At 65.2% G+C, this 14,659-nt stretch carries 13 protein-coding genes and 2 pseudogenes; 8 read left to right on the top strand and 7 right to left on the bottom strand.

Annotated elements, in window-relative coordinates; all coding sequences use genetic code 11:
* Positions 1-12 precede the first annotated feature (12 nt).
* Positions 13-2,340 carry a putative bifunctional diguanylate cyclase/phosphodiesterase gene (locus tag MFF30_RS25970; protein ID WP_283205891.1) on the top strand — a complete coding sequence of 776 codons (2,328 nt, stop codon included), beginning with the start codon at positions 13-15 and terminating at the stop codon, positions 2,338-2,340.
* Positions 2,341-2,567: 227 nt separating this feature from the next.
* Here the strand turns inward: MFF30_RS25970 and MFF30_RS11605 are convergent, their stop codons facing one another.
* The 5 genes from MFF30_RS11605 to MFF30_RS11585 form a co-directional block, all read right to left on the bottom strand.
* Positions 2,568-2,966, bottom strand: coding sequence for a tautomerase family protein (locus MFF30_RS11605; protein WP_238279557.1), 399 nt, complete (start codon positions 2,964-2,966; stop codon positions 2,568-2,570).
* Between the two features lie 138 nt (positions 2,967-3,104).
* Positions 3,105-4,400: an O-acetylhomoserine aminocarboxypropyltransferase/cysteine synthase family protein gene (locus MFF30_RS11600; protein ID WP_238279555.1), complete on the bottom strand. Its 1,296-nt coding sequence runs from the start codon at positions 4,398-4,400 to the stop codon at positions 3,105-3,107.
* A 36-nt stretch (positions 4,401-4,436) separates the two neighbouring features.
* Complete coding sequence (locus tag MFF30_RS11595) at positions 4,437-4,841, bottom strand: response regulator (protein WP_238279554.1); 405 nt, start codon at positions 4,839-4,841, stop codon at positions 4,437-4,439.
* A 62-nt stretch (positions 4,842-4,903) separates the two neighbouring features.
* Positions 4,904-5,059: a hypothetical protein gene (locus MFF30_RS11590; RefSeq protein ID WP_238279552.1), complete on the bottom strand. Its 156-nt coding sequence runs from the start codon at positions 5,057-5,059 to the stop codon at positions 4,904-4,906.
* A 68-nt stretch (positions 5,060-5,127) separates the two neighbouring features.
* On the bottom strand, positions 5,128-6,408 hold the full coding sequence (locus MFF30_RS11585; RefSeq protein WP_238279551.1) for an O-acetylhomoserine aminocarboxypropyltransferase: 1,281 nt from the start codon (positions 6,406-6,408) through the stop codon (positions 5,128-5,130).
* A gap of 236 nt (positions 6,409-6,644) precedes the next feature.
* On the opposite strand from MFF30_RS11585, the gene MFF30_RS11580 reads away from it, so the two are divergent.
* From MFF30_RS11580 to MFF30_RS11570, 4 genes and pseudogenes are all read left to right on the top strand, one after another.
* Positions 6,645-7,961: an MFS transporter gene (locus MFF30_RS11580; protein WP_238279550.1), complete on the top strand. Its 1,317-nt coding sequence runs from the start codon at positions 6,645-6,647 to the stop codon at positions 7,959-7,961.
* A gap of 222 nt (positions 7,962-8,183) precedes the next feature.
* A pseudogene (locus MFF30_RS11575) lies at positions 8,184-9,335 on the top strand (AAA family ATPase); the annotation flags it as partial.
* Positions 9,321-9,941 carry a TOPRIM nucleotidyl transferase/hydrolase domain-containing protein gene (locus MFF30_RS26085; RefSeq protein WP_306424574.1) on the top strand — a complete coding sequence of 207 codons (621 nt, stop codon included), beginning with the start codon at positions 9,321-9,323 and terminating at the stop codon, positions 9,939-9,941. The pseudogene MFF30_RS11575 and the gene MFF30_RS26085, both read left to right, overlap by 15 nt.
* A gap of 90 nt (positions 9,942-10,031) precedes the next feature.
* Positions 10,032-10,286 carry a hypothetical protein gene (locus MFF30_RS11570; RefSeq protein ID WP_238279549.1) on the top strand — a complete coding sequence of 85 codons (255 nt, stop codon included), beginning with the start codon at positions 10,032-10,034 and terminating at the stop codon, positions 10,284-10,286.
* Between the two features lie 43 nt (positions 10,287-10,329).
* On the opposite strand, the pseudogene MFF30_RS11565 reads toward MFF30_RS11570, so the two are convergent.
* Positions 10,330-10,752, bottom strand: a pseudogene (locus tag MFF30_RS11565) (CoA-binding protein); the annotation flags it as partial.
* Between the two features lie 59 nt (positions 10,753-10,811).
* Here MFF30_RS11565 and MFF30_RS11560 point away from each other — a divergent pair.
* Positions 10,812-11,252, top strand: a complete 441-nt coding sequence (locus MFF30_RS11560; RefSeq protein ID WP_238279547.1) for a PaaI family thioesterase — start codon at positions 10,812-10,814, stop codon at positions 11,250-11,252.
* Positions 11,253-11,296: 44 nt separating this feature from the next.
* Here the strand turns inward: MFF30_RS11560 and tyrS are convergent, their stop codons facing one another.
* A complete protein-coding gene (gene tyrS, locus MFF30_RS11555; RefSeq protein ID WP_238279546.1) occupies positions 11,297-12,583 on the bottom strand; it encodes a tyrosine--tRNA ligase in 1,287 nt (428 codons plus the stop codon).
* Positions 12,584-12,717: 134 nt separating this feature from the next.
* Here tyrS and MFF30_RS11550 point away from each other — a divergent pair, with 134 nt between their 5' ends.
* Positions 12,718-13,857, top strand: coding sequence for an anhydro-N-acetylmuramic acid kinase (locus MFF30_RS11550; protein ID WP_238279545.1), 1,140 nt, complete (start codon positions 12,718-12,720; stop codon positions 13,855-13,857).
* A gap of 88 nt (positions 13,858-13,945) precedes the next feature.
* Positions 13,946-14,653 (top strand): TetR/AcrR family transcriptional regulator C-terminal domain-containing protein, encoded by a 708-nt coding sequence (locus MFF30_RS11545; RefSeq protein ID WP_238279544.1) that lies wholly within the window; start codon positions 13,946-13,948, stop codon positions 14,651-14,653.
* Positions 14,654-14,659 lie beyond the last annotated feature (6 nt).

Below are 14,659 nucleotides of genomic sequence, written 5' to 3'. Positions count from 1 at the left end.
TTAGCCTGAAGCATGTCGAGCCATCGTCTCAGAGCGTTCGGAGGCGAGTTCGCCTCGCCAGCCGAGGAAGCCACATTCCAGGCCGAGCGGCTGCCCGAGACCCTGCGCCACGCGCGCCTGGTCCTGACCTTCGCGATCGCCCTGAGCTTGGCCTTCCTGGCCAGCGACATGCGCTTCGTCGACACCGACCGTTTCGTGCCCGTCTTGTGCGCCCGCGCCCTGATCGTGACGATCGCGGCCCTGGCCATCGTGGGCCTACGGCGGGTCCGGTCCTTCGACGCCCTCCAGGGCATCCTGGTGGCCTGGCAGATCCTCACCACCCTGGCGGTGGGCTACATGACGACCGCGCGTACCGAGATCGGGCTGATCGCCGCCCTGATCTTTCCGGCGGCCTGCATGCTGGTGCTGCCCATGCGCTTCGTCTGGACGATCGCGTCCGGCGCCTTCACGGCCGTGATCCTGCTCGGCTGCTACCTGCTGCCCCTGCCGCTTCCGCAGACGGCCCTGGGTCTCCTGACCGTGTCGGTGATGGCCGACGGGGCGATCATCCTCTTCGTCGTTCGCTCGAACCGGCTGCGGCGCCTGGAATGGACGGCGACCGAGGCGGAACGGCGGGCCCACCGCTGCCTCACGGAAAGCCGCCGCCTGTTCGAGACGACATTCCGCGCGGTGCCGGTTCCGATCGTCGTCTCCAGCGTCCCGGACGGACGCATCGTCGGCACCAACGATGCGGGTAACCGCTTCTTCGCGGTCGGCGCGGGCGACAGCCTCGCGAACTACCAGACCGCCCGCTTCATCTCCAAGGAGCAGCGCCTCGAGATCCAGCGCCTCCTGGACGCTAAGGGGACGATCCGCGACCACGAGACCTGCATCGTCGACCTGGGCGGACAGCATCACGACGTCCTGCTGTCGATCGAGCCGGTGCAGGTGGAGGGCGCGCCCTGCCTCATCTCGAGCCTCGTCGACATCACCAGCCGCAAGGCGATCGAGGAGCAGATCCGCACGGCCGCCCATCACGACGTGCTCACCGGATTGCCGAACCGGGCCCTGTTCCACACGACCCTGGATGCCAGCCTCGTCCGCGCGCACGCCGAGGGCGGTGAGGTCGGCCTCATCCTCCTCGATCTCGATGCGTTCAAGGAGATTAATGACACCCTCGGGCACGATTCCGGCGACGCCCTGCTGATGGAGGTGGCTCGTCGGCTGCGCAGCGTCGTCGAGCCCCAGGACCTCGTCGCCCGCCTCGGGGGGGACGAATTCGTGATCATCTGCGCCCAGGGGGCACAGGGTGTTCACGGGATCGCCGCACGCATCCTCGAAGCCCTGCGGCCGCCGATGGCGATTCGCGGGCGGATGGTGGCGGCCAGGGCCAGCCTCGGGCTGGCGCTCTACCCGGAACACGCCGGCAACCCCGCCGACCTGTTCACCAATGCCGACCTCGCGCTCTACGCCGCCAAGGCGTCCGGCCGAAACTGCGCGACGCTGTTCGTGCCGACCCTGCGCGCCGATATCGAGGAGCGGGTGGCGGTGACCCGCGAGATGCGCGCCGCCCTGGAGGCGGGAAGCGGGCTGGTGGCGTTCTACCAGCCGAAGGTCGACCTCGCCTCGGGCGCCGTGATCGGGTTCGAGGCCCTGGCCCGTTGGAAGCACCCGACCCGTGGCCTGCTCGCGCCGGCCTCCTTCTCGACCGTATTCGACGACCCCGAGATCGGTGTGGCGGTGGGCACCGCCCTGCGTCGCCAGATCTGCGCCGATATCGTCCACTGGATCGGCCTCGGGCTCAATCCTGGACGCGTCTTCATCAACCTGTCCTCCGCGCAGTTTGCTCAGGGCGATCTGGCCAAGAGCTTTCTCGACGACGTCGCGTGCAGCGGCGTGCCGCTCGGGTTGATCGGCGTCGAGGTGACCGAGACCGTCCTGCTCGCGGGCAGCGCCGACCGGGTGAATGCCGTGCTCCAGACCCTCCACGCGGCCGGCATCCGGGTGGCTCTGGACGATTTCGGCACCGGCTACGCCTCGCTGACCCACCTGAAGCAGTTCCCCGTCGACGAGATCAAGATCGACCGAAGCTTCATCCGCGACCTGGAGCGCGACGCCAACGACGCCGCTATCGTCACTGCCGTGCTCCAACTCGGCCGGAGCCTGGGACTGGATGTCACCGCCGAGGGCGTCGAGACCCTGGAGCAGGCGACCTTCCTCGGCCAGGAGGGGTGTACCAACGTGCAGGGCTACCTCTACGGCAAGCCCATGGCGGCGGAACGCGTCCCCTGGTTCCTGCGCAACCGCCCCGACCTCCTCGGCGGCGATGACGAGACGATGCCGGAGCGTCGCCTCGCTTGAGGCGGGGTGCCGGCGCCGAAGCCCGCTCGGGAGCGCCCGCCTCGGTCGGTGCCCGGGTGATCTGGTCACAGTGCCCGGAATCGAGCCGAACCCGCCCGGAGGCATCCCGACAGACCTGATGCGCTCCCCGACCGATCCCGCTCGGCGGTCGAGGCCGGCGCAAGGTGGAGACCCGACGCGCGGACACCGCTGTGCGCTCCAGCCGACGAAGCCTCCAGGGAGACGCCTTAGGTCGGCGGCGTATCCTGGACGTATGACGCGAGTCCGTTTCCGAAGGACCACTCGTTGCGCTCGTTCGACGAGAGGACCACTTGGACGTCCTCCCGCCTCAAGCCGGGCTTCGCCGCAAGCTGGTCGGCAATGGCTGCGTAGAGACGCTTCTTGGTCACGGTGTCGCGCCAGTTTCCAGCGACGATGTGTATGATCACGATGTCGGCGGTCCGCCGAATGCCGAGATAATTCGCGTCGTAGATCAGGCTGTCCGGCTCGTGCTGAGTGATGATCTGAAACCGGTCTCCCGGTGGTACGCCGTAGGCATCGATCAGCGCCTGGTGAACGCCATCCGCGATGGCCCGGATGTAGTCTCCGGATTTACCGGAGAGGAGCGAGATGCGAACGAGCGGCATCGGTGTCCGATCCTGATCGTCAGTCGATGAATGGCCTCGAGACCCGACCGATCATGTAGAACGGAGCGATCATCGCGCCAGTGGTGCCGCGAACGGGCGAGCTGGCCCATAGGCCACCCGCGCCCGCGCCGGACGCGCTCAGCCGAGCTGCGCCAGGGCCTGCTCGACGTCCGCGATGAGATCTTCGGCATTCTCCAGGCCGATCGACAGCCGCACCGTCTCGGGGCCGACCTTGGCGATGGCCTTGTCGGCAAGGCTGAGCTGGCGGTGTGTGGTGGTGGCCGGGTGGATCGCCAAGGACTTGATCTCACCGATGTTCACGAGGTGCGAGATCAGCTTCAGGCTCATGATGAACTTGACCGCCGCCGCCTCGCCGCCCTTGAGCGCCACGGTGAAGATCGAACCCGGGCCCTGCGGCACGTAGCGGGCGGCCATGGCCTCGCCCTCCTGGCCGGGGAGGGCGGGGTAGCTCACCCAGGCCACCGCAGGGTGGTCCTTGAGGACGCCCGCCACGGCCTTCGCGTTCGCGCAGTGCCGCTCCATCCGCAGGGGCAGGGTCTCGATGCCGGTGAGCGTGAGGAAGGCGTTCATCGGCGACAGGCCGGGGCCGAGCTCGCGCATGCCGAAGACGCGGCAGGCCGCCGCGAAGGCGAAGTCCGGGAAGCGCTCGGTGAGCACGAGTCCGTCGTAATCGGCCCAGGGCTCGCTCATGAGATTGTAGCGGCCGGGGATCGCGGCCCAGTCGAACTTGCCCGCATCGCAGATCACGCCGCCGATGGTTTGGCCCGAGCCGCCGAGAAACTTCGAGGTCGAATGAATGACGATGTCGGCCCCGTGCTCGATCGGCCGGATCAGGGCCGGGGAGGCGAGGGTGCTGTCGACGACGAGGGGCAGCCCGTGCCGGCGCGCAACCGCGGCGATGCCGGCCAGATCCATCACGGTGGCGCAGGGGTTGACGATCGACTCGCAGATGATCGCCCGCGTTTCCGGGGTGATCGCCGCCTCGAAATCCGCCGGGGTCAGGCCCTTGGTGAACTGGGGCTTGAGATCGTAGCGCCCGTCGAGGCGGTTCATCAGGCCGAGCGAGCCGCCGAACAGCCGCGAGGAGGCGACGTAGGCGTCGCCGCTCTTCATCAGGGTCATCAGCACCATGAGCACGGCCGACTGGCCCGAGGCCACCGCCACGGCGGCCTTGGCGCCTTCCAGCGCGGCGACGCGGCGCTCGAGGGCCGCCACCGTCGGGTTCGACCCCCGCGAGTAGGAGAACCCGGTCCGCCGCATGGCGAAGATGTCGGCCGCCTGCTGTGTGTCCTCGAAGACGAAGCCGTTGGTGAAGTAGATCGGCTGGATCCGGGCGCCGGTGGCGGGGTCGGGCGCGGCGCCGGCATGGATCGCCTGGGTCGCGAAGCGATGGGTCTGGGTCTCGGTGGCCATCGGGGCCTCCCGTCTGTGTGAAGGTCGCGTGAGCGGTCAGGCGGCGCGGCGGGCGAAGGCGCGCAGGGTCCGGACCAGGGTCGAGGGCTCGTAGGGCTTCGGGATGAAGCGCGCCCCGTCGGGCATGTCGTTCGGGCCGGGCGTGCCCATGCCGGAGACGACGAGGACCGGGATGCCCGGCCAGCGATGGGCCACGAGGCGGGCCAGCGCGAAGCCGTCCATGGAGCCGCGCGGCATGTCGACGTCGGTCATCAGCACACCGACGTCGTCGCGGCTTTCCAGCACCGAGAGGGCGTTGTCGGCGTGGCTCGCTTCCACCACCTCGAAGCCGGCATCCACGAGGGTGTCGGCGGCTTCCATCAGAAGCAGGCCGTCATCTTCGACGAGGAGCACGACGGGGAGGTCTGTCGACTCGTGGCTCTCTGGCGGGTTCTGCGTCATCGGCGGCCGGACGATCTCGCGACAGGGGTGAGACGGGGGCCTAGGCCCCGCCGAAGGTGTCGTCAATAACGGCCGGTGTCGCGCATTCGTTTCGCCAGGGCCGGGCGCCGGCGCGGCAGGGGCGGCGCGCAGGCCACCGCCAGGGCCACCAGGAGAGCCAGGACGCCGCAGAGCGCCAGGATTTCGTTGACCTGTTCCAACCCGCTCATGGCCGACATCGCACCCTCCGGTGACCGTCCCGGGAGCCTCGCTCCGGCTTGGTAAAGGAAGCGTTAACACACGCGCCTCAGACCTTCAGCGCGGCGTCGAGATCCTCGATGAGATCCTGTGGATCCTCGAGGCCGACGGAGAGGCGCACCACCTCCGGCCCGGCCCCGGCGGCGATGCGCTGCGGGTCGGTGAGCTGGCGGTGGGTGGTGGAGGCCGGGTGGATGATCAGCGAGCGGGTGTCGCCGATATTGGCCAGGTGCGAGAACAGGGTCAGGCTCGAGACGAGCTTGACGCCGGCCTCGTAGCCGCCCTTGAGGCCGAGGGTGAACACCGCGCCGGCGCCGTTCGGCGTGTAGCGCCGGGCGAGCTGGTGGTAGCGGTCGGTCTCGAGGCCCGCATAGCTGACCCAGGCCACTGCGGGGTGGTTCTGCAGGAAGGTCGCCACCGCCAGCGCGTTGTCGCAGTGGCGCTGCATGCGCAGCGGCAGGGTCTCGATGCCCGACAGGAGCAGGAAGGCGTTGAACGGCGAGAGCGCCGGTCCGAGATCGCGCAGGCCCAGCACCCGCACCGCGATGGCGAGCGCGAAGTTGCCGAAGGTCTCGGCCAGGATCTTGCCGGCATATTCGGGGCGCGGCGCCGACAGCATGGGGAAGCGCGCGTCCCCCGCCCACGGGAAGGTGCCGCCGTCCACCACGAGGCCACCGATGGAGTTGCCGTGGCCCCCGAGGAACTTGGTGGCCGAGTGCACCACGATGTCGGCCCCGTGCTCGAAGGGGCGGATCAGGTAGGGGCTCGCCATCGTGTTGTCGACGATGAGCGGAATGTTGTGGCGCTTGGCGATCTCCGAGAGCGCCGCGATGTCGGTGATGACGCCGCCGGGATTCGCGATGGACTCGCAGAAGATCGCCTTGGTGCGCGGCGTGATCGCGGCCTCGAAGGAGGCCGGGTCGTCGGTCTTGGCCCAGACCACGTTCCAGCCGAAGTTCTTGTAGGAGTGGTTGAACTGGTTGATCGAGCCGCCGTAGAGCCGGTCGGCGGCGATGAACTCGTCGCCCGGCTGCATCAGGGCGTGCATCACCAGGAACTCGGCGGCGTGGCCCGAGGCCACCGCGACGGCGGCGGTGCCGCCCTCCAGCGCGGCGACGCGCTCCTCCAGCACCGCGTTGGTCGGGTTGGTGATGCGCGAGTAGATGTTGCCGAAGGCCTCGAGCCCGAACAGCGAAGCGGCGTGCTCGGCATCGTCGAACACGAACGAGGCGGTCTGGTAGATCGGGGTCGCGCGTGCGCCCGTGGTCGGATCGGGCGCCGCGCCGGCATGGATGGCCCGCGTGTTGAAGCCGGGCAGACGATCGGTCATCGGAAAAATCCTCCCGGGCCGGCGGGCCCGCAACGCGCGTCTTCTACGCCCGGACCGGGGACGGCGGAAGAGGACGCAATTCGTTGAAACGAACGTGAGTTCTTTATGACGGACGGAAGAGGGGGTCAAGGCGGGGGTGATGCGTCTTCCCTCCCCCTTTGCGGGGAGGGGAACTCGCGCCCACCGCGAAAAACCAGCGCTATCCTGCCGGTCGCGCTTCGGTTATGGCCCCCGCCATGAGCCAGACAGCAACGCGCCAGACAGCGACCCGCCCCACGACCGCCCCCGAAGCCGTGCCGGCGGCGCGCATCCTCATCGCGAGCTTCGTCGGCACCGCGATCGAGTTCTACGACTTCTACGTCTACGCCACCGCCGCCGCGCTGGTGATCGGGCCGATCTTCTTCCCGCCCGGCGATCCGGCGGTGCAGACGCTCGCGGCCTTCGCCACCTTCTCCATCGCGTTCATCGCCCGGCCCATGGGCGCGGCCTTCTTCGGGCATTTCGGCGACCGGGTCGGGCGCAAGGCCACGCTGGTGGCCTCCCTGATGATCATGGGCCTGTCGACGGTGCTGATCGGCTGCCTGCCCTCCTATGCCACCGCCGGCTGGTGGGCGCCGCTGGCCCTCTGCGTCCTGCGCTTCGGCCAGGGCGTCGGCTTCGGCGGCGAGTGGGGCGGGGCGGCGTTGCTGGCGGTGGAGAACGCGCCGCCCGGAAGGCGCGCGCTCTACGGCATCTTTCCGCAGCTCGGCGCCCCGGTCGGCTTCATCACCGCCAATCTCGGCTTCCTGGGGCTGGCGCTGGCGCTCAGCCCCGCCGACTTCCAGGCCTGGGGCTGGCGCATCCCGTTCCTGGCCTCGGCCGCGCTCGTCGGCGTCGGGCTCTATGTCCGGCTCAAACTCACCGAGACCCCGGTCTTCAAGGCCGCCCTGGAGAAGGCCGCCCCCGAGCGGGTGCCGCTGGCCGTCATCTTCACGAAGTACATCCGTTCGACACTGCTCGGCACCTTCGCGATGGTGGCCTGCTACGCGGTGTTCTACCTCTCCACCGTGTTCGCCCTCAGCTACGGCGTCGCGACGCTGGGCTTCACCCGGCCGACCTTCCTGCTCTTCGAGTGCGTGGCCGTGCTGTTCATGGGCCTCGGCATCCCGCTCTCGGGCTGGGCCGCCGACCGGTACGGCCGCCGCCCCGTCCTCCTCTCCGGCCTGATCTTTACAGCAAGCCTCGGCCTCGTGATGGGCCCGATGCTCGGCAGCGGCCAGGGCGGCCTCGTCCTCGGCTTCCTGTGCCTCGGCCTGTTCGCCATGGGCTGGCTGTTCGGGCCGATGGGGGCGCTGCTGCCCGAACTGTTTCCCACCCGCGTGCGCTACACCGGGGCCTCCGTGACCTACAACCTCGCCGGAATTTTGGGGGCGTCCGCTGCGCCGTACCTGGCGCAGCGGTTGAGTGAGTGGGGTGGTGTGGGTTGGGTGGGGCTTTATTTGGCGGTGGCGGCTGGGATTAGCTTTGTGGCTGTGGCGCTGATGCAAGAGACAAAAGAAAAAGCGATCCAATAAAGATTGCTAAAGGCATGCATTTTTATCATCAATAGATCGCGGTATTATAAAATTAATACTTCTATAAATTCGACTCGCGCACAAGAATTTAGACAAATTAAATTCAAACTGTGGTTGCAATAAATGCTTCCGTCGGGCTACCCTCGTTTTTAATAAGCCAGCGAATCAAGGGGTAGGAAACGTGAAAATTGAACAGATCGAAATTACCAATTCAAGGGGCTTAAAAGTGCTCTTGTCCAATTTGGGAGCTTCGACTGCTTAGTAGGTGAAAACAATTCTGGAAAGTCTTCGATTCTACAGAGTGTTGTATCGGCCCTTGATCGTTCCGGAACGCTTCCGCTTAGCTTGTACTACAACCCTCAGAACACTGTAGAATTCAAACTCACATTCATCAATATATCTTCTGGAGACTTATTAAGGTTAACCCCTGAACAGCGAGATAAAATTAGCGACATTATTACCGACGAGAAGCTTCAATTAATCGTTAGATATCCGCCAAATGAAAAATGCGTAACCATGGCGTTGCGTAGAACACCACGAGACGAACGCTTCCGCGATCAAGCTATTTCTACAGCCCTGCAGGGAAAACGCGGCTCAGCCGTCAAACAATCAATTACAGAGAACTATCCGGAATTTGCGCCAAGCGCACCAGAAAACATGAACGTTGGTGCGGCGAAAGAGTTTCTGAAGGCTCAGATAGCGGCTCTGCCTGCTGATCAACATGAAATGATTGAGGGCCCGCTTCCGACAGGTATGGGCAGTTCAATAAGAAATTTGTTGCCTGAGCCAATCTATATTCCGGCAGTGAAAAACCTAATTGACGACCTGAAGACAACACAGTCCACACCTTTTGGCCGCTTAATGGGCCTCTTACTCGAAGGCCTTGCTTCCGAACTTGCGAATATACAGGAGTCATTAAGCTCCTTAAATATGCTACTTAACCGTATCGACGAAGGTGATGGATTTACAGACCACCGCCATGACACAGTCAAAATCCTGGAAGGAACAATACAAGGCTTCCTTCAAGACAATTTTCCCGCCATTAAATTAGAACTCAGCGTTCCCCCGCCTGAGTTAAAGACTATCCTTAGCGCTGCTCAGATCTATATTGACGATGGATCGAGAGATTTAATCGACAACAAAGGCGATGGAATTAAAAGATCCCTTACATTCGCGCTTCTACAAACATACGTCAGACATCGAGAACTTTCAGTTATACCACAACCTGAGATAGAAGGAATTATTGCAACCCGGCGTCCTCTGATCTTCTTATTTGAAGAACCCGAACTTTATTTGCATCCCCGCTCCCAGCGGATTTTGTTTAAAACCTTGGCGAAGATCAGCGACAGTAATCAGGTAGTGGTTACAACTCACTCGCCTATATTTTTCGAGCCTGGCGTTACAGCAAATTTCATACGGGTATCCAAAGAGGCTGCCACACCAAAACCTGTGGGGCGTCTTTATCCGATTAACCTCAATCTCGATGCCGACAAGGCGGAGGTTTTTCGTTTAACAAAATTCGAGAACACTGATGCAGCCTTTTTCAGCAGGGGTGTGGTATTATTTGAGGGTGAATCGGATGATTTTTATTGTAAGCATACTGCAAAAATCTTGAATGAAGAATGGTGCTTCGAGTCCAGATGCATGTCGTTAGTACGTGTTTCCGGGAAAGGTAATTTTGCTAAATTTCGACGGTTTTTCGAGTCTTTCGGACTTCCAGTAAAAGTCGTGGCTGATCTGGACGCAATTTTCGAAGGTTATCATCACCTGGGCGCTCCTGCTGCTCTCACTGAAGTAAGAGCACGTGCCATTATTGGTATCGATCGGCGAATCAAGGATTTAGGGACCAAAGCAGAACCAAGCGCCCGAAAAATTAGAGACAAGATATATACGTCTAGTTTTAAAGATAGGTACTATAAATCAAAGGAAATTCTCAGAAAAATTCAGGAAACAGGGCATATTGATCAGAATCAAATATAAATATTTGATGGACTCTTTACTTGGGAGGAAGACATCGCTCGTATTAATGTCTGTCGTGAAGATGAGGAGGCACGCAGATATCTTCTACCTTTGATAGATGGCCTGAGAGATGCTGGGATTTGCATTCTAACTCGGGGCGCTATTGAAGACTATTATCCAGCTGGAGCCGAAAACGGTCAAAAACCTCAGCGCGCATTGCTGGCTATTGAACTTGTAAAAAGCAAAGATGATCTCGCAAAAATAAGTGCTCCTCTTGCAGAAAATCGTATTTGTGAGTTATCAGAAATATTTACCGAGATATTCCGCCCACCGGTTGCCTCAAAGGGAGAAGCCGTTTCCGAATAGAAACAAAATCACTGAATATGTCTCGTCGATGATTTTTGCTCTAACGAAAAATCTCAATCTTCGGACACCGATCCATCACCACGACACACCCCTTCGCCTCCGCCCGCGCCGCCGCCGCATCATCCCGCACCCCGATCTGCATCCAGATGAAACGCGGCGGCGGCGCGAGGGCGAGGGCCTCGTCCACCACGCCACCCGCCGCGTCCGAACCGCGAAAGATCTCGACCATGTCGACGGGCTCGCTCAAATCGGCGAGACGCGCGACCACGGGCTGGCCCAGCAGCGTCTGCCCGGCCAGCCCGGGATTGACCGGGATCACGCGGTAGCCGCGCGCCAGCAGGAAGTCCATGACGTGGTGGCTCGGCCGGGCCGGGTTGGCCGAGGCGCCGACGAGGGCGATGGTCCGGGTCTCGGCGAGCACCCGGCGGATCAGGGCGGGATCGTAGGCATCGTGGGACTGGCGCATCCCCCATCTTGTCGGGCAGGAACGGCCGTGCCGCAAGGTGAGCCGGAGCCCCCCCCACCATGTCCGAGACCCTGCCCCAGAGCCTGTCGCTGCCCGAGACCGTGGCGTTCCTCGAATCGGCGTTTCCGCAGATGGCGGCCGGGGGCAAGACCTATCACCTCGTCGAGGTCGGCCCCGGGCTCGCCCGGATGCGGATGGACCACCACGAACGCCACCTGCGCCCGGGCGGTACGGTCTCGGGGCCGTCGATGATGGCTTTGGCCGATTACGCCCTCTACGCGGCGATCCTGGCGAGCCTCGGCCCGGTGGCGCTCGCCGTCACCACGAGCCTGACCTTCAACTTCCTGCGCAAGCCGGGGCCTTCCGGGCTCATCGGCACCGCGCGCCTGCTCAAGCTCGGCAAGCGCCTCGCGGTCGGCGAGGTCCACATCACGGGGCCGGAGGGCGGGCCGCTCGTCTGCCACGCCACCGGCACCTACGCAATTCCGCCCGCGCGGTGAAACGCGGCGCGGCTCTCCTCCCCCTTGCGGGGAGGGGACGCGCCTCAGCCCACGCGCACCAGCATGTGCTTCTTGCGGCCGAACGAGAGCTTGATGACCCCGTCCGCCGTGAGGTCGGCTTTGCGCAGTACGGCACGCTCGTCCGTCACCGGCACGTCGTTGACGCGCAAGCCCCCGCTCTTGATCTGGCGGCGTCCCTCGCTGGTGGAGGGCAGGAGCTTGGCGTAGTCCGGCCCGAAGGCCGAGAGCACGCCGAGGCCGGCCTCCAGCAGGTCGGCCGAGACCGTGATGCTCGGCAGGTCCTGCGCCACCGTGCCCTCCACGAAGGTCTTGCGCGCGGTCTCGGCGGCGGCGTCCGCCGCCTCGCGGCCGTGCATCAGGGCGGTGGCCTCGGTGGCCAGCACCCGCTTGGCCTCGTTGATCTCGGCGCCGGCAAGCGCTTCGAGGCGGGCGATCTCGCCCATCGGCAGCAGGGTGAACAGCTTCAGGAAGCGGCCCACATCCGCGTCCTCGGTGTTGCGCCAGAACTGCCAGTACGCGTACGGGCTGAGGAAACCGGCATCGAGCCAGACCGCGCCGGCGGCGGTCTTGCCCATCTTGGCGCCGGACGCCGTGGTCAGGAGGGGGCAGGTCAGCCCGTAGAGCTGCGGCGTGCCCATGCGGCGGCCGAGATCGATGCCGTTGACGATGTTGCCCCACTGGTCCGAGCCGCCCATCTGGAGCACGCAACCGTAGCGGCGGTTCAGCTCCACGAAGTCGTAGGATTGCAGGATCATGTAGTTGAATTCCAGGAACGAGAGCTCCTGGTCGCGCTCCAGGCGCATGCGGACGCTGTCCATCGACATCATCCGGTTCACCGAGAAGTGGCGCCCGATGTCGCGCAGCATCTCGATGTAGTTCAGCTTCGTCAGCCACTCGGCGTTGTCGACCATGGTCGCCGCGTTGGCGGCACCCTCGAACGCCAGAAATCGCGAAAAGGTCTTCTGGATGCCGACCTTGTTCTCCTCGATCTGCTCCAGGGTGAGGATCTTTCGCGATTCGTCGCGGCCCGAGGGGTCGCCGACCCGCGTGGTGCCGCCGCCCATCAGGGTGATGGGCGTGCCCCCCGTGGCCTGGAGCCAGTGCAGCATCATGATCGACAGGAGGTGGCCGACATGGAGCGAGGCCGCCGTGCAATCGTAGCCCACATAGGCCGTCAGCCGGCCTTCCAGCGCGGCCGCGTCGATGCCGGCCAGATCCGAGCCCTGGTGGATATAGCCGCGCTCGGTGAGCACCCGCAGGAAGTCGGAGCGGGGCTGGAAGGGGGCGGCCTGGGTGACGTCGGAGGACATGCGCGGTTCCGGTCTAAAGGATCGCGGCGCGCGACAGGCTCGGAGGCCGCGTGATAGCACCGCACGGGATATGGGCGGCTCCTTAGCAGGGCTGCGGGCGGAAGGCACGGGCATGTACGCCCGGGGAGGGCACCATGACGATGATGCGCGCGATCGGACTGATGAGCGGCACCTCCCTCGACGGCGTCGACGTGGCGCTGATCGAGACCGACGGCGAGACCGTGCGGGTGGTCCAGAGCCAGAACGGGTACCTCGAACCCCTCGGGCCCACCGGCTACCGAGGCTACGCGGACGAAGACCGGGCGCTGCTGCGCCAAGCGCTGGTCGATGCGGAAGGGATCGTCGCCCGCGAGGACCGGCCGGGCTGCCTCGTCACGGCGGAAGCCTTCGTCACCGCCGCCCATGCGGAGGCGGTGGAGAGCTTCCTTTCCGACAACGGCCTGACGCCCGCCGACATCGACGTGGTCGGCTTCCATGGCCAGACCGTGGTGCACCGGCCGGACCAGCGCATGAGCGTGCAGATCGGCGACGGCGCGGCTCTCGCCCAGCGTCTCGGCATTCCGGTGGTCTCGGACCTGCGCCACGCCGACGTGCTGGCGGGCGGGCAGGGGGCGCCGCTGGTGCCGGTGTTCCACCAGGCGCTGGCCCGCGCCTCCGGCTTCGAGGGGGCGCTCGGCATCCTCAACATCGGCGGGGTCGCCAACGCCACCATCCTGTCGGCCAACGGCGACGTCATCGCCTTCGACACCGGCCCCGGCAACGCGCTGATCGACGACTGGATGCGCGAGCGCACCGGCCGCCCCCTCGACGACGGTGGCCGCACCGCCGCCCGGGGTCGCCCCGACGAGCCCCTGCTGGCCTGGCTTCTGATCCACCCGTTCTTCGCGCGGCGCCCGCCGAAATCGCTGGACCGGAACTGGTTCTCCCACAAGCTCGCGGGCCAGCTTTCCACGGAGGACGGCGCGGCGACGCTCACCGCCTTCACGGCCCGCGCGGTGGCGCGCGCCCTCGACCACGCCCCCGAGATCCCGGCCCGCTGGATCGTGGCCGGGGGCGGCGCGCGCAACGGCGAACTCGTGCGCCTCCTGAACTACCACCTGCGCGCCGAGATCACGACCGCCGACGCCATCGGCTGGTCCTCGGCCTATCTCGAGGCCCAGGCCTTCGCGCATCTCGCGGTGCGCTCGCTGAAGGGTCTGCCGATCACCTTTCCGTCGACCACCGGGGTGCGCGCGCCCACCACCGGCGGCGTGCTGGCACGCCCCGCCGCATAATGCACCGCATCGCCTCCCCCCAAGAGTACAGGTTGCGCCGGGGCCGAGCGGGTGTGAAACTCGCCCGCACACGGGCGGGAGGTGCGGATTGGCGATCGAGGAAGCGCATCCGCCCAGGCGCGTTGGGCGCCCACGCCGCGGCACGGAGGGTGAGGCCACGCGCCGAATCATCGACGCGGCGATCCCGATTTTCCTCGCGGACGGCTTCGAGGCGGCCAGCGTCGACGCCATCGCGGCGGCGGCGGGCGCCTCCAAGAAGACCGTCTACACGAAGTTCACCTCGAAGGCGGACCTGTTCGAGGCGTCCTGCCTGCGCTTCATCGAAACCCACATGCCGCGCGTCGAGATGGAGGCCGCCCTGGGCGGCTCCACGGCCGAGTGCCTCTACCGCATCGCCCACGCGGTCCTGACGGCGGCGATCACGCCTTCCTGCATCGCCCTGCGCCGCATCGCCGCCGCGGAGGCCGTCCGGTTCCCCGAATTTGCCCGCACGCTCCATGATTTCGGGCATGCCCGCATCTCGATCCTGATCGAGCAGAGCCTCGCCCTCGGCGTGAAGCGCGGTGACATCGCGGTCGACGACCTGCGCTTCGCGGCGGACTACTTCGTCAACGTCGCGATCATACCGCCCCTGGACCGGGCGACCTTCGGGATCGAGCGGCCGGAACTCACGCACATCAAGCGCGAGACCCTGTGCCGAACGATCGACACGTTCCTGCGGGCTTTTCAGCCCGGTCCCGCCCCGATACCCGGCGGAACCCTCCACGGCCTTCCCGAGCGCCTCACGGCGCGCTGAAGGTAC

The sequence above is a fragment of the Methylobacterium goesingense genome, assembly GCF_022179225.1.
Lineage (GTDB): Bacteria > Pseudomonadota > Alphaproteobacteria > Rhizobiales > Beijerinckiaceae > Methylobacterium > Methylobacterium goesingense.
This window is presented reverse-complemented; position numbering and strand designations above follow the sequence as displayed.